Genomic DNA, 20,141 nt, shown 5'->3' with positions numbered 1-20,141 from the left:
GCGGAGGGAAAACCGCCATTTTGCCATTGACAAGGCTTAGAGGTTATGGTATTATAATAAAGCTGTCATCCTAAGACAGCAGGTGTCTTATTAGACGTAAAAGGGTTACCCTGCCTGCCGAGGAAAGACTCCATAGAAGATGGCTGGAAGGTTTCCAGCGGTTTTGTATGCTCTTTCTGCGGTAGAAGCAGGAAGGGCTTTTTTAGTATATTTGTTTAAAATCGGGAGGTGAATTTGTTGCCAAGCGAAAAGATTTTATTGCAGAAAAAACAGGCGGTGCGAGAACTGACTGAAAAGCTCAGAGGCGCTGTTGCTGGTGTTCTGGTTGACTACAAGGGCATTAGCGTTGCGGATGATACCAAGCTGAGAAAAGAACTGAGAGAAGCGGGCGTAGAGTACGCGGTTGTAAAAAATACTATGCTCCGGTTCGCTGCGAAAGAACTGGGATATGATGAGCTGATTCCTTCCTTGGAAGGGACGACTGCTCTGGCGGTCAGCGCGGAAGATCCGGTTGCAGCGGCAAAAGTTCTTACCAAGTATGCGGATGCATCCAAAGGAAAATTTGTTGTAAAAGCAGGGTTTGTTGACGGCGGCGTTATCGATGCTGCCAAAGTGACCGAGCTGGGGAAACTGCCAAGCAGAGATCAACTGCTCGCACAGCTGCTCAGCGTACTTTTGGGCAATGTCAAAGGCCTTGCTATTGCTCTTAACGCAATTGCTGAAAAAGAAGGTTCTGGTGAGGAAACCGCTCCCGCGGCTGAGGAAGCTGCACCTGCAGCCGAAGAGGCTGCTCCCGCGGCTGAAGAGGCTGCACCTGCGGCTGAAGAATAACAGCCCCATATTGAATTAAAACATAGGAGGTAATTTATAATGGCTTCTGAGAAAATCTTAAAATTTGTAGAAGATATCAAAGCTCTGACTGTGCTTGAACTCAATGAGCTTGTAAAAGCGATCGAGGAGGAATTCGGTGTTTCTGCCGCTGCTCCTGTAATGGTTGCTGCTGCTGCGGGTGCTGCTGCTCCTGCCGCGGAAGAAAAATCTGAATTTGACGTTGTTTTGACCAGCGCTGGCGCTTCCAAAATGGGCGTAATCAAACTGGTGAAAGAAATCACTGGTCTGGGCCTGAAAGAAGCGAAAGATCTGGTTGACAATGCTCCGAAACCGATTAAAGAAGGCGTCTCCAAAGCGGATGCGGAAGACATCAAAAAGAAATTGGAAGATGCTGGCGCCAGCGTAGAACTGAAATAAGATTTTACCTTAAAAAGCCTTTCCCTTTTGGGAAAGGCTTTTTTTGTTGGATTTGACGAAAGGTTTCGTACTCCGGCTGCAAAATCGGGAGGTTTAATGTAAAAATGAAGGATTTGATTTTTTAAAATTCATTTATTTTTGTGAATAAAATCATTAAATCGATAAAATGTACAAGAAAAATTTCTGGAGTGAAAAAGGACTTAAACGCTAGAAGCTATGCCTATTTACGTAAATTTGTCAAAAAATAATCAATATGCACAAATTAATTGTTAAAAAATAGATTATTTGACAAAATAAATTTTCTGTGATAGAGTATCGACAAATCGGCCGAAATTTAATATTTGCAAGATTTAATTTTTAAAATTACAAAACGGGAGGAAAGACATGGGAGTTTACGTAATAACCGGAGGAACGACAGGCATTGGGGCCGCCACCAGGCTCACGCTACTCAACCAAGGGCACGAAGTGTTTAATATTGACTACCGGGGAGGAGACTTCTGTGCCGATCTGTCCCAAAAAGAGGGAAGGCTGCAGGCGCTTGCGCAGATATACCATAGGTATCCGGAAGGGATTGACGGTATCCTTTGCAACGCTGGAGTAGGGCCTACAGTGCCGCCATCCCTGATTTTTTCTTTGAACTTTTTTGCCGGAGTGGAGATGGCGGAAGGCGTGCGTGCATTGCTTCGTAAAAAGGGCGGATGCTGTGTGGCAACCTCCTCCAACTCGATTACCCAAGAAGATTTGCCGATGGATTTGGTGGATATGCTGACAGATGTAATGGATGAGGCAAAAGCGACGGAGGTTGCCAAGGATATCCCCCAGGAGTATGCGCCGGCCTGCTATCGGGCCTCCAAACATGCCCTTGCCCGGTGGGTCAGAAGAATTTCCCCTTCCTGGGCGGCGGACGGCCTGCGTATTAACGTGGTAGCCCCTGGGAATACTTCTACCCCTATGACCCAGAATATGACCGAAAAGCAAAAAGAAGCCGCCCTCTTGATTCCCATCCCGACAAGGTATGGGAGAAATGAATTTTTAGACGCCCAGGAGATCGCCAACGGAATTGTATTTTTATCCTCCCCTCAGGCCAGCGGAATTAACGGGGTTGTCTTATATATTGATGGGGGCATTGACGCCCTGCTTCGCTCGGAGAGATTTTAAACTGGAAGGAGGAAAAGAAAATGACTCTGTTGGAAAAATATATTCATTGTATGGAAATCGGGGACAACGTGGGATTGGCGGAACTGTTCGACGAATACGGCGTACTCCACGATTCTTCCCTTGGAAAGGCCAAGATGGATACTATGCATCTGGAAGGCCGTATGGCGATTGAGATGATGTTCCATCATAAATTTGGGTTTAACGGCGGCCCGTTTAAAATCAGAAATGTAGAATATAAGGGAAAAGATACGGTTGAGTATTTTATCCACTATGGCCGCACAGTGATCCCGGTTACCGCTACCTTAGAACAGGAAGATGAGAACGGGAAGATTAAATATCTGCGTATTACTCCAATTTGATAAAGTGCCCCAAGCACCAAAAAGGTTCCATGGCAAGCCATGGAACCTTCCTCTTTTTATAATTATAATTTTGTAGGTGGTTTACGCCGCCGGGACTGATATCTGCGTTTGTTGTGGTTTCGAACCACCATCAAGGCGATATACAGGACAATAATTACCAGAACAAACACAAATACGAATTTAAATAAGAAGGTATTAAAGAAAGATTTTACCTTATCCATATAATACAGAGCCTTGCTTTGCTCTATGTTTTCTCCGGCGACCAAAGCCACCCGCCCGATCTCCTGTCCTTCCAGCATCAGCTTCACATAGCCAATTTCCTCCCCCTTTTCAATGGGAGCGTCTACATGGTCTGGAAGCTCAGGAATGGTTTGAACGCTGTCGCTGGTAACTTCGTTATGCACCAGGGCCTGGTATTTTTCCGACGCCAGAAGCTGCACATGATCCTTGTCCCAGTTCAGCCTTACCGGGACCTCCGCGATAGGATCCCCTACGTCCATCAACGTCTTTACCCGGAAATTTTCAAATGCCCAGTCATATAGATACTTAGTATCCACAAAGGCCAGATTTTTCGCATAAGTGGCGCCGGTATCATCCTCCAAGGGAGCGCCCATCACCACCAGCAGATAGGTGTAGCCGTCCCGGGTAGCGGTAGAAATAAAGTTGCTTCCGGATTCTTCCAGAGTACCAGTTTTTATCCCCTGCAGCCCGTCGTAATAATACTCCGTATTCCCTGGGTTCTGCATCCGGTTGGTAGAAACCCACTGGATTCCGTTTTCCTGCTTGTTTGTTGGCTGGGAGGTATAGACCTGGGTGGTGACGATTTCTACAAATTCCGGATTCTGCATAGCGTATTCTGCAATCTTAGCCATATCATAGGCGGTGGAATAGTTGTTGCTGTCGTACAGCCCGGAAGGGTTGGAAAAATTGGTGTTTTTCGCGCCGATCTCCTTCGCCTTGGCGTTCATCAGCTCACAAAAGTATTCAATAGAACCGTCGCCAATATAATCCGCTACCATCATGGCCGCTTCATTGGCGGACTGAAGCATCATAGCGTACAGCAGGTCCCGAATACATAAGGTTTCATTAAGATAGATACCGCCGGTCTGCACATCCACCCCGCCGTTGACCCGCAGGTTATAGAGGTACTCCTGGATATATGTCTTTAAAGAGGTGGTTTCGTTGTCCAGATCATCCACCATTTCCAAGGCCAGGATACAGGTCATAATCTTGGTCAGGGAAGCGGGGTACATCTTGCCTTGGGAATCTTTTTCATACACCACTTCTCCAGAATCAGTATTGACCATATAGATAGCTTTGGAGTTCAAAGTATCCGCAAAAGGCGGCGGAGCGTGATTAATCGCCGACACCGGCAGAGAAACAAAAGAGCACAATATAATCAACGTTAAAAACGCAGATAGTAGTCGTTTCATATAAACCGAGCCATTCTCCGTTGCCGATACGGGAAGCGAACTATTGTCCGGCGGCAGGATTTGGACAATAGAATAAAAGCAAAAACTTTCATTGCAGTAGAAAAAAATTTGTGCTATGATATACAAAATACATCTAGAAAAATTTAAAAATAATCTAGGTATAGTATACCAAATATCTGCGAAAAAGAAAAGAGCCATACAAAAAAGTTCACAAAAATCAAATGTTTTTTTATATCATCGGAGGGAAATTTATGTTGGATTTTGTCGATAAAGGATTTGGATTTGATACGCTGCAGGTACATGCGGGTACTCAACCGGATCCGGTGACCAATTCTGTGGATCTGCCGATCTATCAGACCACCGCTTACACTTTTAACAGCGCGGAACACGCAAGAAAACTGTTCAGCCTGGAAGAGCCGGGGAATATTTATACCCGTCTTTCCAATCCTACCGTCGACGCGCTGGAACGCAGGGTGGCCGCGCTGGACGGAGGAATAGGCGCGCTGGCTATGGCTTCCGGACACGCAGTGATGTTTAATACCTTTTTAAATCTGGCCCAGGCTGGGGATGAAATTGTCTCCTCGATCTGCATTTACGGCGGAGCGATCAATATGATGGGCGTGACCCTAGAGCGGATTGGAATCAAGGTGAAATTTGTAGACCCGGACGATTTGGATGCTTGGGAAGCGGCGGTTACCGACAAAACCAAGGCATTTTTTGTAGAGGTAATCGGGAACCCCAACGCCAATGTGGCGGATATTGAAAAGATCGCTCAGATCGCTCATAAACATGGGATTGTAATGATTGCGGATTCCACCTTTACCACCCCGTATCTGATCAAACCCATTGAATACGGCGCAGATTTAGTGATTCATTCCGCTACGAAATTTTTGGGAGGCCATGGGACTTCCATGTGTGGGATTGTCACCGACAGCGGCAACTTCAATTTTTTGGGGAATCCAAGGTATCCTCTTTATAACGAGCCGGACGTAAGCTACCATGGGGTAGTCTTTGGCAGGGACTGTGGAAACGCTGGGTTCATCACCCGTCTGCGTACCATGATGCTCAGAGATTTGGGAGCCTGCTGTTCCCCGTTTAATGCGTTTATGATTCTGCAGGGGATTGAAACCCTGTCCCTGCGTATTCAAAAGCATTGCGATAACGCATTGGAAGTGGCCCAATATCTGGAAAGCAATCCTAAAGTTAAGTTTGTCCATTATCCCGGACTGCCATCCAGCAAATACTATGATCGGGTAAAAAAATATTGTCCCAAAGGAGCGGGCAGCGTGTTTACTTTCGGATTGCATGGAGGCAGGGAAACCGGGGCAAAACTGATCGATTCCCTGCAGCTGATCCTGCACGTAACCAATGTAGGGGATGTGCGCTCTCTGATCAGTCATCCGGCCTCTACCACTCACAGCCAGCTTTCAGACCAACAGCTGGCCGCCTCGGGAATCACCCCGGAAACTGTCCGGCTGTCCATTGGGCTAGAGGATCCGAAGGATTTGATCGCTGATCTGGAAAGAGCCATCCAACTGGCGACAAACAGCTGAAATAAAACGTTGCAGAGGGAAAAATATGATTTATGTTACCGGAGATACTCATGGCGATATAGGACGTTTCAAATCCAAAGAGATTAAAAAGCTGAAGAAAAACGATGTATTGATTGTGTGCGGAGACTTTGGGTTTGTTTGGGACGGCAGTAAAAAGGAACAGAAGATATTACGCTGGCTGGGAAAGCGTAAATACCAGGTGCTTTTTTGTGAAGGAACCCATGACAATCTGGATTTGCTGGCGCAACGGCCGGTTGTAGATTTCTGTGGCGGAAAGGCCCGGCAGGTGGACGGCAAATGTATGCAGCTGCTGCGGGGAGAGATTTATACCATCGAATCCGATACGATATTTGTATTCGGCGGCGGGGAAACTGCGGATGTGGATGACCGCACGCAGGGAATCACTTGGTGGGCCCAGGAGCTTCCCTCCCAGGAGGAGATGGCCTATGCCCGAGGAAATTTAAATAAACAGGGGAATGTGGTGGATTATATTATCACCCACGAAGCTTCCGCTACGATCTGCGGCTTTCTTGATATGGAAAGCTTCCACACCAATCATCTCAACGCTTTCTTGGATGAGGTGGCAGGGAGCGTACGATATAAACAGTGGTTCTTCGGAAGATACCATCAGGATAAGGTGATACCGCCCCTGTACCGCGCGCTTTATCAGCAGATTGTACCCTTAAAGGCTAATTTAAAATAATACATAAAAAAGACCGTCCGGGTTCTCCGGACGGTCTTTTTTATTTCTTTTTCCGCAAAGATTTGAGTTTTTCTAAAATTTTCTTGCTGTTTACCATACACACTATTCCCAGTGCGCCGGAAATACAAGACACCCCGGCCGCGCTTAGATAATTGCCCTGCATCACTGCGCTGGCCGCAAAACAGGTGCCCAGCAGCACCGGGATGCGGGCGATGATGGTGATCCCCAAAAACCGCTGCAAATTCAGCGGGGTGAGGGCGGCCAGATAGGTAAGCACGTCCTTGGGCATAGCCGGGAGCAGATAAAGGAGGAACACGATGATATTCAGCCGGTCCGCGTGATGCAAAAAGCTGAGCTTCTCCTGTTTTTCCTTGGGAAACATTCGGTCCACCACCGGCTGCCCGAATTTCTTCACGGTTAGAAATACCAGAGCGCTGCCTATAAAAATACCGGTGATACATAAGAAGGTTCCCCCCACCGGACCGTAAATGACGCCTGCCGCCACCTGAATAGGCAAAGCGGGAATGATACCGGAAATAACCTGAAGAATTTGTATTCCCAGCAAGAAAAAGATCCCCCAAACTCCAAAAGAATGAAGTTTTTCTTTAAACGCCGCCATATTCTCCGGCTCGGTCAGGCCGGCGATATCAGGATAATACCGCCAGACCAGCCAGCTAAAAGCGCCTATAAAAATAAGTGCGATGAAGATGATTAGAATTATAGGCGCGCCTTTTTTCTTTTCTGCCATGCCAACCGCCAGCTTTGTTACTTAGTAAAATAATCTACGGCGCCTTTGAAAATATCTTGGATCTTCGCCCCTTGCACATTCCGATAGATATCTTCGCCGTAGCGCTCGCAGTGAGCCATCTTGCCGAAAACCCGCCCGTCCGGAGAGGTGATGCCTTCGATTGCATCAAAAGAATTGTTGGGATTATAACGGATATCCAGGGAAGGCGTCCCTTCTAAGTCTACATATTGAGTAGCGATCTGTCCGTTGGCTGCCAACTGGCGAATTAAAGCTTGTGGAGCCACAAACCGGCCTTCTCCGTGGGAAATGGGCACAGTATGGATATCCCCTACCTGCATATTCATCAGCCAGGGAGACTGGTTGGAAGAAATCCGGGTGCGTACCAGACAGGACTGGTGACGGCCGATGGTATTATAAGTCAAAGTAGCGCAGGTTTCATCCATATCCCGGATCTCGCCATAAGGCACCAGCCCCAGTTTAATCAGCGCCTGGAAACCATTGCAGATACCGCACATCAGTCCATCACGGTTTTTCAGCAGTTCATGCACCGCGTCTTTAATCTTAGGATTGCGCAGGAAAGCGGTGATAAATTTGCCGGAGCCATCCGGCTCGTCCCCGCCGGAGAAGCCCCCCGGCAGAGCGATCATCTGAGATTTTTTGATTTGTTCGGCAAAGGCATCCACCGACTGGGCAATGTCCGAAGCAGACAGATTGCGCACGACAAATACCTTTGCCTCAGCGCCGGCCCGGGTAAACGCCCGGGCGGTGTCATATTCACAGTTTGTCCCGGGGAATACGGGAATAAGCACCCGGGGCTTAGAAAATTTTACGGCAGGCGATACCCGCTCTTTTGCTTCATAGGAATATACCGGAACCTCTTTTTTCTCCGGCTCCAGCAGATATGGGAATACTTTTTGTAATTTTTCTTCCCATTTATACTGAACGGCATCTAAATCGACAGTTTCTCCCGCCAATTTTACTACATATTCCGGGATCGTATGACCGATCAAAGCGGCGGCAGTTTTCACTTCTTCCTCAGTTTCAAACAGGAACCCGCCGTACATTTTTTCTCCGGAGACGCCGAAAGCCGCCGGCAGATCGTCAAACACAAACCCTAACCGGTTGCCGAAGCACATCTTGGCCACAGCCTCGTATATCTGATGGTAGCCGAAGGTCCAGCAGGCAGTTACCTTGCCGGAAGCAATCAGCCGCTCCATCTCGTCAAAGACTTTCTTAACGCTGTCAAAGCGAGGAAGATAATTTTCGTCATATTCCGGGACCAGAAGATACACTTTGCTGCCGGCTTTTTTAAACTCGGTGGAGACCACCTTGTCCGTCTTGGCGACAGATACCGCAAAGGATACCAGAGTAGGAGGCACATCGATGTCCTCAAAGCTGCCGGACATGGAATCTTTCCCGCCGATAGAGGCGATTTTCAGCTGCAGCTGGGCTTCCAGCGCTCCCAAAAGCGCCGCCATAGGCTGACCCCAGCGGGCCGGGTCGTTTTTGGTGCGTTTAAAATATTCCTGGAAGGTAAGCCAACACTTTTTGTAACTGCCGCCGGCCGCCACAATTTTTGCTACGGATTCCACCACCGCCAGCATAGCGCCATGGTAAGGGCTGTGCTGGGAGACATCCGGGTTAAATCCCCAGCCCATCAGGGAACAGGTGGTGGTTTCGCCTCCCAGAACCGGGATCTTTGCCGCCATAGCCTGAGCTGGGGAAAGCTGGGTTTTTCCTCCGTAAGGCATGAATACGCTTCCTGCTCCGATAGTAGCGTCAAAACGCTCTACCAATCCCTTTTGGGAACAAACATTTAAATTGCTGAGCATTTCTTCCCAGATTTTTTGCTGCTCTCCAGAAGAAGTCTCCACCGTGCAGGACACGGCCGGAGAAGGGGAAGTGATTTTGATATCCGTATATTTGGCGGCGCCGTTGGAATTTAAGAAAGTACGGGACAGGTTGACAATTTCCTTTCCATTCCATTCCATCACCAGACGGGGCTGCTGGGTTACCTGGGCAACAACCGTAGCTTCCAGATTTTCCTCGTGGGCAAAGTTGATAAACTTTTCCGCATTTTTTTGGGAAACGACCACCGCCATCCTCTCCTGGGATTCACTAATGGCAAGTTCCGTACCGTCCAGTCCGTCGTATTTTTTGGGAACCGCGTCCAGATTGATCCGCAAGCCGTCCGCCAGCTCACCGATTGCTACTGATACCCCCCCCGCGCCGAAGTCGTTGCAGCGGCGGATCAGCCGGGTGACCTGGGGATTACGGAACAGTCTTTGCAGTTTGCGCTCTACCGGGGCGTTCCCCTTCTGCACTTCCGCCCCGCAGCTTTCCAAACTCTGCAGGGTATGGGATTTGGAGGAACCGGTGGCGCCGCCGCAGCCATCCCGGCCGGTACGCCCCCCAAGAAGGATAACAATATCCCCGGGATCCGGGCATTCCCGAACAACATTTTCTGCCGGAGCCGCCCCCAATACCGCGCCAATCTCCAAGCGTTTGGCCACATAACCAGGATGGTACACCTCCGCAACATGTCCCGTAGCCAGCCCGATTTGGTTTCCGTACGAGGAATAGCCGTTGGCGGCGGTAGTGACGATTTTGCGCTGAGGAAGCTTGCCTTTTATGGTTTGCTCGATGGGAAGGGTAGGGTCTGCCGCGCCAGTGACCCGCATGGCTTGGTAGACATAGCTTCTTCCGGATAGAGGATCGCGGATAGCGCCTCCCAGACAGGTGGCTGCTCCACCGAACGGTTCAATTTCCGTAGGATGATTGTGGGTTTCATTTTTAAACATCAAAAGCCACTGCTCTTCCCGGCCGTCGACATCCACTGGGATTTTCACCGAGCAGGCGTTGATCTCTTCGGATTCGTCCAGATCGTGCAAATATCCTTCCGCTTTCAGGGCCTTCGCACCAATTACCGCCAGGTCCATCAGGGTCATGGGCTTGTCCTTGCCCGCATACAGCTTTTCCCGCAGGGAAAGATAATGATGAAAACTTTCTTTTATGTAAGGCGGTTCAATCTCTACATTTTTTATGTTGGTCAGAAAGGTGGTATGGCGGCAATGATCCGACCAATAGGTATCAATCATTCGAATTTCTGTAATGGTAGGATCCCGCTTTTCTTCCTTTTTAAAATAATTTTGACAGAATTTAATATCGTCTTTATCCATGGCAAGGCCATAGTCGGACACAAATTTTTCCAAAGCGGCATCGTCCAACTGGATAAACCCTTCCAAGATTTCTACAGTGGTGGGAATGGTATAATTGGTCTGCAGGGTAGAGAGCATCTCCAGCGAAGCCTCCCGGCTTTCCACCGGGTTGATGAGATAATGTTTAATCTGCTCCAGAGTTTCATCGCTGATTTGTCCATCCAAAATAAAAATTTTCGCTGTACGCACAGTAGGCTGGTCTTTGGCAGTAGAAAGAGAAATACATTGGGCGCAGCTGTCCGCCCGCTGGTCAAACTGTCCCGGCAGGTATTCTACAGCGAAAATCCGCTGGCCATGGGGAATAGAAGGCAGCTCATCGTAGGTGAGATCCACCTGTGGTTCAGAAAAAATCGTCCCCCGGGCGTTGTCAAAATCCTCCCGGGCGATATTTTCCACATCATACCGATTGATCACCCGCACGCCGGTGACGCACTCCAACATTAAAGCAGTTCTCAGATCGCTGAGCACCCCAGCTGCCTCTACCGCATAAGGGGGCTTTTTCTCCACATAAATTCGATACACGCTCACGCTCATTACCTCTTTCTTTTATTTTCACATCAACTGACCTGTACACCAATCCGATTGGGCGGATATAATCTTTACCGGCAAAATTTTGCCGTGAAGATCTTCTGGGGAAGAAAGATGAACAGGGGTATAATTTTCCGAATATCCCTCAAAAACATGGGGAGCCAGCTCCCTTTCAAACAGCACGGAGACAGTTTGTCCCACCTGGGACTGTAAAAAATTCTTTCGTACTTCCTGCGTCAGGGCAATCATCCGGGCACTGCGCTCCTCTTTTTCTCCCTTGGATATCTGTCCGGGCATTGCCGCCGCCCGGGTGCCCTCCCGGGGGGAATAGGCGAATACATGGACCTTGGGAAAAGCGATCTTGCTGGCGAAGGCCATGGACTGTTGGAATTCCTCTTCGGTTTCCTTGGGAAACCCAACCATAATATCCGTAGTGATCGCGCAGTTTTTAAAATTTTTGCGCAGGCTTCGTACAATAGATTCATATTCCCGTGTGGTATAATGACGGTTCATTCGCTTGAGGGTTTCATCACAGCCGCTTTGCAGGGAAAGATGGAACTGAGGGCAAACCTTGGGCTGGGCAGCCATACGCTGGATATCTTCCTCGCTGAGCAGCTCCGGTTCCAGCGACCCTAAACGTACCCGCTGGATACCATCGATAGAACAGGCGAGCTCCACCGCGTCGATCAGGCGTATCCCCAGCTCTGCGCCGTAGCAGGAAAGATTGACCCCCACCAGCACCACTTCCTGATAAGAGGCACGGGCCAGATTATGGAGTTCCTCCCTGAGATCAGTCAATGGTTTGGAGCGCACCGGCCCCCGGGCTTTAGGGATAATGCAGTAAGAACAGTACCGCTCACAGCCATCCTCAATTTTGACGAAAGCGCGGGTACGCTCTGAAAACTTCTTCATTGACATGTGTTCAAATCCCTCCCCTTGTTGGTGCGGGGAAATATCAATCACCCGCTCTCCTGTGGCGAGGCGCCTTTTCACCGCTTCCGGCAGGCGGGCCCGATTGGAGGAACCGGTGATCACATCCGCTTCCGGCAGACGTTCGGCCGCGTCGGGAAACGCCTGGGGAAAACAGCCGGTGAGAGCCACCACCGCTCCGGGATTTTGGGATTTAAAACGACGGAGCATCTGGCGGGTTTTTTTATCTCCGGTGGAGGTCACTGTACAGGAGTTGAGGATATAAACATCCGCCGGCTCGGTATGGGAGACCACGTCGTATCCGTCGTCGGCGAATAATTGGGATAAAATTTGAGTTTCATACTGGTTTACCTTGCACCCTAGGGTAAAAAAAGCTACTCTCATTGTACACTCCATATAAAATTAATTCAACAACCATGTGAAAATTGCACAAAGAAAAATGAGTAAAATCTTCATTTTACACATATTATAATAAATTTTGAAAACAATTACAATTAGCAGTTGACTTAAATAAACGGCGCTGTTATATTAATATTGTAGTGAAAGTATTAAAAAAGCAATATGTCTAGTAAAGGAGGACATTATTATGAAAACTGTAAACATGAAACTGGAAACTATTAACGACGTAAAAGAGTTTGTAAATACTGTGTCCCGGTATGATTTTGATGTAGATCTGATCTCCGGCAGATACGCGGTAGACGCAAAATCCATCATGGGCATCTTCAGCTTGGATCTGTCCAAACCCATTAAAGTGGAAATCCATTCTGATGACTGCGATAAATTCATGGATGAGATTAAAAAATTTGTAGTTGCGTAATATTCGTTTAAACGGTTTCGACGGACACGGCATTTGCCGTGTCCGTCTTTTTTTATGGCTTAATAATTTTCTGGATAAACCCGGCATACACATATAGTATCTTTAAATATGAAGAGGTGTAGGTATGACCAGACGTGTATTAGCGTTTATTCTGTGTCTGGCAATATTGCTGGGTACGTGTTTTACCACCGCTTGGGCGGAGGATGAGCCGGATTTTACAGCGTTGGAGACGGCGGCGCCGGTGGACGACAGCCTTCCTGCAAAATCCGCTATCCTGATGGAACAGGACAGCGGCAGGATATTGTTTGAAAAGGATGCGGATATTCAGCTGCCGCCGGCGTCGATCACAAAAATTATGACCCTTCTTTTGGTGATGGAGGCTATCGACAACCATCAGATTACCCTAAATGACCTGGTGACCTGTTCCCCTCACGCCGCCTCCATGGGCGGCTCTCAAATCTGGTTTGAGCCGGGGGAACAGATGTCGGTGGACGACCTGATCAAAGCGACCGCTATTTCCAGCGCCAACGACGCGTCCGTCGCTTTGGGAGAGCTGATTGCAGGCAGCGAGGAAGCTTTTGTAGAAATGATGAACGCCAGGGCGCAGGAACTTGGTATGGAAAATACCGTATTTAAAAATGCCACCGGTCTGGACGCCGAAGGTCATGTTTCCACTGCCAGGGATATCGCGCTTATGTCCCGGGAATTAATAAAACATGACTTGATTAAAGAATACAGCAGCGTATGGATGAGCGAACTGCGGGATGGGAAAACTCAGCTTGTCAACACCAACAAACTGGTGCGCTTTTACGATGGCTGCACCGGGCTGAAAACCGGCACTACCGATGGAGCGGGAAGCTGTCTGGCGGCCACCGCCACCCGCAAAGGGATGTCCTTAGTGGCGGTTACTTTGGGAAGCGCCACCAGCAACGACCGGTTCGCCTCCGCCAGGGGCCTGCTGGATTACGGGTTTGCCAACTACACCCGGGTTGAGCTGCCGCCGCTGGAGGAACTGCAGCCGGTAAAAGTGCGGGGCGGCGTCAATACTCAAGTAGAGGTCCAGAGCCTGCCGCCGGCGTCAGTGATTGTGCGCGCCGCGGACAAAGACAGCGTACAGCAGGAGGTTACTTTGGTGGAGGACGTCCAGGCGCCGGTAGAAAAAGGCCAGCTTCTGGGTAAGGTAGTGGTGCATGTAGCGGGGAGTAAAATTGACGAATACGATCTGGTAGCCGCCCAGACTATTGAAAAAATGACTTTTTTTAATGCGTTAAAACAGCTTCTGGGGTATCTGATTCAAATGTAAACGGCGAGGGCGCCCGGCGCAGATAAGCGCCGGGGCGCCCTCAATAGGAAAACTTCCGGACATTTTGCAGCAAAAGTAAAAATACACTTTTTTAACAAAGCCGACTTGAAATAGATAGGTAAATAAGTTACAATGTGAATAAGAAATTGAGATGAGAAAGAGCGATACATAAGCAGGTTGCTTATAGAATTGTAAAAGTGGTTAGCAGGAAAGGATGATGAGATGTGGCAATAACGCTGAATACAAAGCATATGAAAGAGTTTGTCAGCGATCATGAGCTGGCTGCGATCGAACCGCAGGTGGCCGCCGCACATAAAACGCTTACTGAAGGAACAGGGCTTGGAAATGACTTTTTAGGCTGGACAACCCTTCCTCGGGACTATGATAAAGAAGAATTTTCCCGGATCAAGGCCGCCGCGAAAAAAATCCAGTCGGACAGCGATATTCTGGTAGTCATCGGCATCGGCGGGTCCTATCTGGGGGCGAGAGCGGCAATAGAACTGCTTTGTTCTCCTTTTTATAACAACAAGAAAAAAGACACCCCGGACATTTATTTTGCCGGCAATAATATCAGCGCTGACTATCTGAACACTATTGTGGAATTGTGTGAAGGACGGGATGTTTCGGTAAACATCATCTCCAAATCCGGTACAACCACAGAGCCTGCTTTGGCGTTTCGGGTATTCCGGGATATGTTGGAGAAAAAGTATGGCAAAGAAGGGGCCAAAGGCCGTATCTATGCCACAACGGATAAAGCGAAAGGCACCTTGAAACAATTAAGCGATAAAGAAGGGTATGAAACCTTCGTCATCCCGGACGACGTAGGCGGACGGTATTCTGTCCTTACTGCGGTGGGTTTGCTTCCCATGGCGGTAGCGGGCATCGATTTGGATCAGGTGATGGCTGGGGCAGCTCAGGCGATGGAGGATTTTTCCGATCCGGATATGGCGAAAAACGACTGCTATCGTTATGCCGCTCTGCGCAATATTCTGTACCGAAAAGGAAAATCGGTGGAGCTGCTTGTCAGCTATGAGCCGGCGTTTACTATGATGAACGAGTGGTTTAAACAGCTGTTTGGGGAAAGCGAAGGCAAGGATGGCAAAGGGCTGCTGCCGGCGTCGGTAGTGTTTTCTACCGACCTGCATTCTATGGGGCAGTTTATTCAGGAAGGCCGCCGGCTGATGTTTGAAACCGTGGTGGAGATTAAAAAACCGAAAAAGGATTTCTATATCCAGTCGGATCCCGCGAACTTTGACGGGCTGAATTTCTTAGCGGAACAGAACATGTCTGTGGTCAATGAAAAGGCCATGCAGGGGACTGTGCTTGCCCATACTCAGGGCGGCGTTCCTAATATTATTTTGGAAGTTCCTCAGATTGATGCGTCTGAATTTGGCTATATGGTTTATTTCTTTGAAAAAGCCTGCGCTATCAGCGGCTATCTGCTGGCGGTAAATCCCTTTAACCAGCCAGGAGTGGAAAGCTATAAAAAGAATATGTTCGCCCTTTTGGGTAAACCTGGTTACGAGGACCAGAAAGCGGATTTGGAAGCAAAACTGAAATAAGGCTTATGTCGCCCTATGGGCGAAAAAATAAAACTTTTGGGAGGAATTCACATGATAAAGCTGATCGTTGGCAATAAGGGTTCCGGCAAAACCAAGACTCTGATCAACATGGTGAACGATGCGGTTAAAACTACGAAAGGAAACGTAGTGTGCGTTGAAAAAGGCAATGTGCTCACTTATGATATCAGCCATCAGGCAAGATTGGTAGACATCGATCATTATGCGGTTACCGGCTTTGACGCCTTTTACGGATTTTTCTGCGGGTTGTTCGCCGGCAACTACGATATTACGGAAGTGTTTGTGGACGCTACGTTCAAAGTAGGCGGCAAAGATTTTGAGGCTTTCGCGAAGATGATTGATAAGTTGGTTGCGATCACTGAGGATAATGGTGCGACTATGACCTTTACAGTGTCCTGTGACAAAACGGATTTGCCGGAAAGAATTCATCAGTATATTATCTAAGTTTACAAATAGAGAAAGAAAAACAGCCGCCCCTCGGGCGGCTGTTTTAGCGCACGAAAAAGAAGGGTCCGCACGCAGGTACTGGATTTTTACGGATGCGGCTAAAAATTGGGAAAATATCACATAGACAAATATGCTTATAACAAAATCGATTAATTATTACAACCTTTTGCAATAAGATTATTACAAGAGGTGATAATTATTATGATAGGTCCTCGCTTAAAACAGCTTCGCAGGGAAAAGCGTCTTAGTCAGGAACAGCTGGGAATGGAGCTTAATTTGTCTCAGGCCACTATCAGTTCTTATGAAACAGGGGATCGGATACCGGATATTGGGGTAATCAATATTATCTGCGACTACTTTAATGTCAGCATGGACTATCTTTCAGGCAGATGCAAAACAAAACAGTATCCTGCACAGCCTTTGACAGAGGAAGAGACGAACCATTTATATCTATATAAAAAGCTGTCCCTTCTCCAGAGGGAAAAGGTGAACGCCTACATGCAGGGAATGCTGGATACCGCCAATATTTATGGCAAAACATATTGACATAGGGCAGGAAAACAGATATAATATACTTCGTGACATTTGCAGGGGGATTGTTGCGTCCTTTTATGCAATGATACCTTTATCTGCTGCGAACGGAGGCGGGGACTATAAAAGCAGATCTCTCCAAACTGTTTGACAACGAGGGGATGTCCCTTGATTTTTCGGGGGAAATTGATCTGAGCGATGTGACCCGTTTTGGCAGCCGTCTTTTTCCCCAGCCGGTGAAGCTCAGCGGGAAGGCGGAAAATCGTTCGGGAATTGTAACGCTCAGTTATTCGGCGGATTTTTGTGTGGATACGGTGTGTGACCGCTGTCTGCAGGCAATCCACCGTCCATATCATATGAAATTCGCCCATACGGTGGTTTTATCCCTAAACCGTGAGGACAACGATGAGTTTATAGTAGTACCGGAAGGAGAGCTTGATTTGGCAGAGCTCGCGACCTCCGATATTCTCCTCGAACTCCCCACTTTAATCGTATGTAAGGATGACTGCAGGGGGCTTTGCCCCAAGTGCGGAGCTAATTTGAACGACGGCGACTGCGGCTGCTCTCTCAAGGAGGAGGATCCGCGGCTGGCGATGCTCAAAAAGCTTCTGGAAGAGTAAAAAATGTGGCGCCCGCGCGGGGCGCGAGGTGTCATGACTATAAAAATTTGAGGGAGGTGCCTGAGAATGGCAGTACCAAAGAGAAAATCGTCAAAAGCGCGCAAAAATAAAAGACGCTCCAATGTTTGGAAGCTACAAGCACCTGCATTTTCTAAATGCCCACAGTGCGGCGAGTTAAAAACTCCTCATAGAGTTTGCGGCAACTGTGGTTTCTACAAAGGTAAAGAAATTATCAAAGTAGAAGCTTGATCTTAGTATATGACTATACAGAGGGGGAATAACAATTCCGCCTCTGTTTTTTTTGCGGGAGGAGATCATGCCTGTTGTTATCCAATCGGTAGACCCTCATTCCTATGGGGAAAAAGCGGGAATAAAGGCGGGGGATACTCTGCTTCGGGTCAATGGAAACAGCATTGCCGATGTGCTGGATTACCGGTTTTATATTACGGAAACAAAGATTACGCTGGACCTTGTGGATGGAAAGGGGACGGCGTATTCCGCACGGATAAAAAAAGGCGAATATGACGATATTGGGCTGGAGTTTGAAACCTACCTGATGGACAAGCAGCATACCTGCAAAAATAAATGTATCTTTTGCTTTGTGGATCAGATGCCCAAGGGGATGCGTGAAACTCTGTATGTTAAGGACGACGACAGCCGGATGTCCTTTTTATTCGGAAACTATATTACCTTAACCAACTTGACGGATGAAGAGATCAGCCGTATTATTAAAATGCGTATATCTCCGGTAAATATTTCCGTCCATACCACCGATCCTGCCCTGCGGGTAAAGATGATGGCAAATCCCAGGGCCGCGTCATCTCTGGAATACCTAAAGCGGCTGTGCGATGGGAGAATCAAAGTCAATACCCAACTGGTGCTGTGCCCTGGCATTAACGACGGGCCGGCGCTGGAAAAAACGCTGGAGGATTTGGGCCGGCTGTACCCTAATTTGCAGAGCATCGCCTGCGTGCCGGTGGGCCTGACCCGCTATAGGGAGGGACTTTTTCCTCTGCGCGCTTATGAAAAAGAGAATGCGGGGCAGACCATTGATGTGATTGACGCGTTTGCCGCACGTATGGAAAAGAAGTACGGGGAGCGGGTGGCATATCCTTCGGATGAGTTTTTCCTCAAAGCCCAGCGGCCGATCCCGCCGGCTGAGTATTACGGGGAGTTCAGTCAGCTTGAGAATGGGGTAGGGCTGATCGCTTTATTAAAGGACGAGTTTGAAAGCGCCTTGCGCCTGGATGAAGAATCCGGCTGCAAAGGGGAGTTTACCATCGCTACCGGGGTGGGGGCGTACGGCCTGATACGAAGCCTTTCCGAAATGGTGATGGCAAAGCACCCAGGGGTAAAGATTGAGGTCTGGGGAATAGTCAATCGATTTTTCGGAGAAAATATCACCGTGGCAGGGCTGGTGACTGGGCGGGATATTGTCGCCCAGCTTTGGGGAAAGCGGCTGGGAAATAAGCTGCTGCTTCCCTCGGTGATGCTGCGTCATGAACAGGACAGGTTCCTGGATAACTACACAATCAAAGACATTGAATCCCAATTGGGTGTGCCGGTAAAAACGGTGGACAACGATGGGTTTATGTTATATAACGCTATGACAGGAAGGGAGTGATTCCCATGGCAAAACCGTTGATTGCTATTGTAGGACGGCCGAATGTAGGAAAATCCACCTTGTTTAATAAATTGGTGGGACAAAGAATAAGTATTGTAGAGGATACGCCGGGAGTTACCAGGGACCGGATTTATTTTGAATGTGAGTGGCGCAATAAAAAGGTGATGCTGGTGGATACCGGCGGTATTGAACCCCACAGCGACGACGCGATCCTTTCTCAGATGCGCCGTCAGGCGCAGCTGGCAATCGAGGCGGCGGACGTGATCGTACTGGTAGTGGATATCCAGTCCGGAGTCACCGCCAACGACCAGGACGTGGCCGCTATGCTGCTCAAAAGCGGGAAGCCGGTGGTGCTGTGCGTAAACAAAAGCGACCGGCTGGGGGCGCCCAGCCCAGAGTTCTATGAATTTTACAATTTAGGGTTGGGGGATCCCATCGCGGTTTCCTCTACCCATGGACATGGCACCGGCGATTTGCTGGATGCGTGTTTTGAATATATTGATTTTGAGAAAACCGACGGCTACGATGAGGAATACGTCAAAGTAGCGGTTATCGGCAAGCCCAATGTGGGAAAATCCTCCCTTATCAACCGGATTGCCGGGGAAGAGAGGGTAATTGTATCGGATGTTGCAGGCACCACCCGGGATGCTACGGATACGGTAATTGAGAATCGCTTCGGGAAATATGTGTTTATTGATACGGCGGGAATTCGCAGAAAATCCCGCGTAGAGGAGCAGATTGAGCGCTACAGCGTCCTGCGCGCCTATATGGCGGTGGACCGCAGCCAAGTATGTGTGATTATGATCGACGCTACTGTAGGCTTTACCGAACAGGACAGCAAGGTAGCGGGTTACGCCCATGAACAGGGAAAAGGCTGCATTATTGCGGTCAATAAATGGGATGCGGTGGAAAAAGACGGAAAAACCATGCAGGAATTTCGCAAAAGGCTAGAAAATGATTTTTCTTTTATGGCCTACGCTCCGTTTATTTTTATCTCCGCAAAAACTGGACAGCGGCTGGAGAAGCTGTTTGAGCTGATTAACTATGTAAACGAGCAAAACGCTATGCGTATTTCTACTGGGCGGCTTAACGATCTGCTCTCCTATGCTACCGCCAGAGTCCAGCCCCCTACGGACAAAGGCAAACGGCTTAAGATTTATTATTGTACTCAGGCGTCAACCCGGCCGCCGGCGTTTGTATTTTTCTGCAATAAGAAAGAGTTGTTCCATTTTTCTTACCAGCGGTATCTGGAAAATCAAATCAGGGAAACTTTCGGGCTGGAAGGTACGCCGATAAAGATTATCGTCCGGGAACGGGGAGATAAGGTTTGATTTTAATTGC

19 protein-coding genes and 1 other annotated feature are annotated in these 20,141 nt (G+C 48.5%); of the genes, 15 read left to right on the top strand and 4 right to left on the bottom strand.

Going from position 1 to position 20,141, the window contains the following annotated elements; genetic code table 11:
• Positions 1-51: 51 nt before the first annotated feature.
• Positions 52-213 (top strand) — a sequence feature (ribosomal protein L10 leader region).
• A 24-nt stretch (positions 214-237) separates the two neighbouring features.
• From rplJ to H8705_RS09155, 4 genes are all read left to right on the top strand, one after another.
• Positions 238-831, top strand: coding sequence for a 50S ribosomal protein L10 (gene rplJ / locus H8705_RS09170; RefSeq protein WP_262395476.1), 594 nt, complete (start codon positions 238-240; stop codon positions 829-831).
• 39 nt (positions 832-870) lie between these two features.
• Positions 871-1,248, top strand: a complete 378-nt coding sequence (rplL, locus tag H8705_RS09165) for a 50S ribosomal protein L7/L12 (protein WP_262395475.1) — start codon at positions 871-873, stop codon at positions 1,246-1,248.
• Between the two features lie 384 nt (positions 1,249-1,632).
• Positions 1,633-2,406: an SDR family oxidoreductase gene (locus tag H8705_RS09160; protein WP_262395474.1), complete on the top strand. Its 774-nt coding sequence runs from the start codon at positions 1,633-1,635 to the stop codon at positions 2,404-2,406.
• Between the two features lie 20 nt (positions 2,407-2,426).
• Positions 2,427-2,765 carry a hypothetical protein gene (locus H8705_RS09155; protein ID WP_262395473.1) on the top strand — a complete coding sequence of 113 codons (339 nt, stop codon included), beginning with the start codon at positions 2,427-2,429 and terminating at the stop codon, positions 2,763-2,765.
• A 62-nt stretch (positions 2,766-2,827) separates the two neighbouring features.
• Here the strand turns inward: H8705_RS09155 and H8705_RS09150 are convergent, their stop codons facing one another.
• Positions 2,828-4,198 carry a D-alanyl-D-alanine carboxypeptidase family protein gene (locus H8705_RS09150; protein ID WP_262395472.1) on the bottom strand — a complete coding sequence of 457 codons (1,371 nt, stop codon included), beginning with the start codon at positions 4,196-4,198 and terminating at the stop codon, positions 2,828-2,830.
• A 251-nt stretch (positions 4,199-4,449) separates the two neighbouring features.
• Between H8705_RS09150 and H8705_RS09145 the strand changes: the two genes are divergently transcribed.
• Both H8705_RS09145 and H8705_RS09140 read left to right on the top strand, forming a co-directional pair.
• Positions 4,450-5,751: an O-acetylhomoserine aminocarboxypropyltransferase/cysteine synthase family protein gene (locus tag H8705_RS09145; protein ID WP_316248652.1), complete on the top strand. Its 1,302-nt coding sequence runs from the start codon at positions 4,450-4,452 to the stop codon at positions 5,749-5,751.
• Positions 5,752-5,776: 25 nt separating this feature from the next.
• Positions 5,777-6,454: a metallophosphoesterase gene (locus H8705_RS09140; protein WP_262395471.1), complete on the top strand. Its 678-nt coding sequence runs from the start codon at positions 5,777-5,779 to the stop codon at positions 6,452-6,454.
• 40 nt (positions 6,455-6,494) lie between these two features.
• Here the strand turns inward: H8705_RS09140 and H8705_RS09135 are convergent, their stop codons facing one another.
• Genes H8705_RS09135 through mtaB form a run of 3 tightly spaced genes read right to left on the bottom strand, consistent with a single transcriptional unit; the run spans position 6,495 to position 12,262 of the window.
• Positions 6,495-7,202 carry a TVP38/TMEM64 family protein gene (locus H8705_RS09135; protein ID WP_262395470.1) on the bottom strand — a complete coding sequence of 236 codons (708 nt, stop codon included), beginning with the start codon at positions 7,200-7,202 and terminating at the stop codon, positions 6,495-6,497.
• A 17-nt stretch (positions 7,203-7,219) separates the two neighbouring features.
• A complete protein-coding gene (locus H8705_RS09130; RefSeq protein ID WP_262395469.1) occupies positions 7,220-10,948 on the bottom strand; it encodes a phosphoribosylformylglycinamidine synthase in 3,729 nt (1,242 codons plus the stop codon).
• A 24-nt stretch (positions 10,949-10,972) separates the two neighbouring features.
• Complete coding sequence (gene mtaB / locus H8705_RS09125; RefSeq protein ID WP_262395468.1) at positions 10,973-12,262, bottom strand: tRNA (N(6)-L-threonylcarbamoyladenosine(37)-C(2))-methylthiotransferase MtaB; 1,290 nt, start codon at positions 12,260-12,262, stop codon at positions 10,973-10,975.
• 202 nt (positions 12,263-12,464) lie between these two features.
• Between mtaB and H8705_RS09120 the strand changes: the two genes are divergently transcribed.
• From H8705_RS09120 to der, 9 genes are all read left to right on the top strand, one after another.
• The gene (locus H8705_RS09120) at positions 12,465-12,695 is read left to right on the top strand and encodes an HPr family phosphocarrier protein (RefSeq protein ID WP_262395467.1); all 231 of its coding nucleotides are present in this window, start codon (positions 12,465-12,467) and stop codon (positions 12,693-12,695) included.
• A 124-nt stretch (positions 12,696-12,819) separates the two neighbouring features.
• Entirely contained in the window at positions 12,820-13,998 is a 1,179-nt protein-coding gene (locus tag H8705_RS09115; RefSeq protein ID WP_262395466.1) for a D-alanyl-D-alanine carboxypeptidase family protein, read from the top strand.
• 224 nt (positions 13,999-14,222) lie between these two features.
• On the top strand, positions 14,223-15,560 hold the full coding sequence (locus tag H8705_RS09110) for a glucose-6-phosphate isomerase (RefSeq protein WP_262395465.1): 1,338 nt from the start codon (positions 14,223-14,225) through the stop codon (positions 15,558-15,560).
• 51 nt (positions 15,561-15,611) lie between these two features.
• On the top strand, positions 15,612-16,022 hold the full coding sequence (locus H8705_RS09105) for a hypothetical protein (protein WP_262395464.1): 411 nt from the start codon (positions 15,612-15,614) through the stop codon (positions 16,020-16,022).
• 204 nt (positions 16,023-16,226) lie between these two features.
• Positions 16,227-16,571: a helix-turn-helix domain-containing protein gene (locus H8705_RS09100; RefSeq protein ID WP_262395463.1), complete on the top strand. Its 345-nt coding sequence runs from the start codon at positions 16,227-16,229 to the stop codon at positions 16,569-16,571.
• Between the two features lie 146 nt (positions 16,572-16,717).
• Positions 16,718-17,176, top strand: coding sequence for a YceD family protein (locus H8705_RS09095; protein WP_262395462.1), 459 nt, complete (start codon positions 16,718-16,720; stop codon positions 17,174-17,176).
• A 66-nt stretch (positions 17,177-17,242) separates the two neighbouring features.
• Complete coding sequence (rpmF, locus tag H8705_RS09090; protein WP_262395461.1) at positions 17,243-17,425, top strand: 50S ribosomal protein L32; 183 nt, start codon at positions 17,243-17,245, stop codon at positions 17,423-17,425.
• A gap of 67 nt (positions 17,426-17,492) precedes the next feature.
• Positions 17,493-18,800: a DUF512 domain-containing protein gene (locus H8705_RS09085; RefSeq protein ID WP_262395460.1), complete on the top strand. Its 1,308-nt coding sequence runs from the start codon at positions 17,493-17,495 to the stop codon at positions 18,798-18,800.
• A gap of 5 nt (positions 18,801-18,805) precedes the next feature.
• Positions 18,806-20,131 carry a ribosome biogenesis GTPase Der gene (der, locus tag H8705_RS09080; protein WP_262395459.1) on the top strand — a complete coding sequence of 442 codons (1,326 nt, stop codon included), beginning with the start codon at positions 18,806-18,808 and terminating at the stop codon, positions 20,129-20,131.
• Positions 20,132-20,141: the final 10 nt, after the last annotated feature.

It is taken from the genome of Youxingia wuxianensis, from assembly GCF_014385085.1.
GTDB classification, from domain to species: domain Bacteria; phylum Bacillota; class Clostridia; order Oscillospirales; family Ruminococcaceae; genus Youxingia; species Youxingia wuxianensis.
This window is presented reverse-complemented; position numbering and strand designations above follow the sequence as displayed.

What these genes read in the sequence shown, in the direction of transcription:
- H8705_RS09155 (WP_262395473.1), top strand. Translation starts at nt 2,427, where the DNA reads ATGACTCTGTTGGAAAAATATATTCATTGTATGGAAATCGGGGACAAC.
- H8705_RS09145 (WP_316248652.1), top strand. Translation starts at nt 4,450, where the DNA reads ATGTTGGATTTTGTCGATAAAGGATTTGGATTTGATACGCTGCAGGTA.
- rplL (WP_262395475.1), top strand. Translation starts at nt 871, where the DNA reads ATGGCTTCTGAGAAAATCTTAAAATTTGTAGAAGATATCAAAGCTCTG.
- H8705_RS09085 (WP_262395460.1), top strand. Translation starts at nt 17,493, where the DNA reads ATGCCTGTTGTTATCCAATCGGTAGACCCTCATTCCTATGGGGAAAAA.
- H8705_RS09105 (WP_262395464.1), top strand. Translation starts at nt 15,612, where the DNA reads ATGATAAAGCTGATCGTTGGCAATAAGGGTTCCGGCAAAACCAAGACT.
- mtaB (WP_262395468.1), bottom strand. Translation starts at nt 12,262, where the DNA reads ATGAGAGTAGCTTTTTTTACCCTAGGGTGCAAGGTAAACCAGTATGAA.
- H8705_RS09100 (WP_262395463.1), top strand. Translation starts at nt 16,227, where the DNA reads ATGATAGGTCCTCGCTTAAAACAGCTTCGCAGGGAAAAGCGTCTTAGT.
- H8705_RS09135 (WP_262395470.1), bottom strand. Translation starts at nt 7,202, where the DNA reads ATGGCAGAAAAGAAAAAAGGCGCGCCTATAATTCTAATCATCTTCATC.
- rpmF (WP_262395461.1), top strand. Translation starts at nt 17,243, where the DNA reads ATGGCAGTACCAAAGAGAAAATCGTCAAAAGCGCGCAAAAATAAAAGA.
- H8705_RS09120 (WP_262395467.1), top strand. Translation starts at nt 12,465, where the DNA reads ATGAAAACTGTAAACATGAAACTGGAAACTATTAACGACGTAAAAGAG.
- H8705_RS09160 (WP_262395474.1), top strand. Translation starts at nt 1,633, where the DNA reads ATGGGAGTTTACGTAATAACCGGAGGAACGACAGGCATTGGGGCCGCC.
- H8705_RS09140 (WP_262395471.1), top strand. Translation starts at nt 5,777, where the DNA reads ATGATTTATGTTACCGGAGATACTCATGGCGATATAGGACGTTTCAAA.
- H8705_RS09150 (WP_262395472.1), bottom strand. Translation starts at nt 4,198, where the DNA reads ATGAAACGACTACTATCTGCGTTTTTAACGTTGATTATATTGTGCTCT.
- H8705_RS09095 (WP_262395462.1), top strand. Translation starts at nt 16,718, where the DNA reads ATGTCCCTTGATTTTTCGGGGGAAATTGATCTGAGCGATGTGACCCGT.
- H8705_RS09115 (WP_262395466.1), top strand. Translation starts at nt 12,820, where the DNA reads ATGACCAGACGTGTATTAGCGTTTATTCTGTGTCTGGCAATATTGCTG.
- der (WP_262395459.1), top strand. Translation starts at nt 18,806, where the DNA reads ATGGCAAAACCGTTGATTGCTATTGTAGGACGGCCGAATGTAGGAAAA.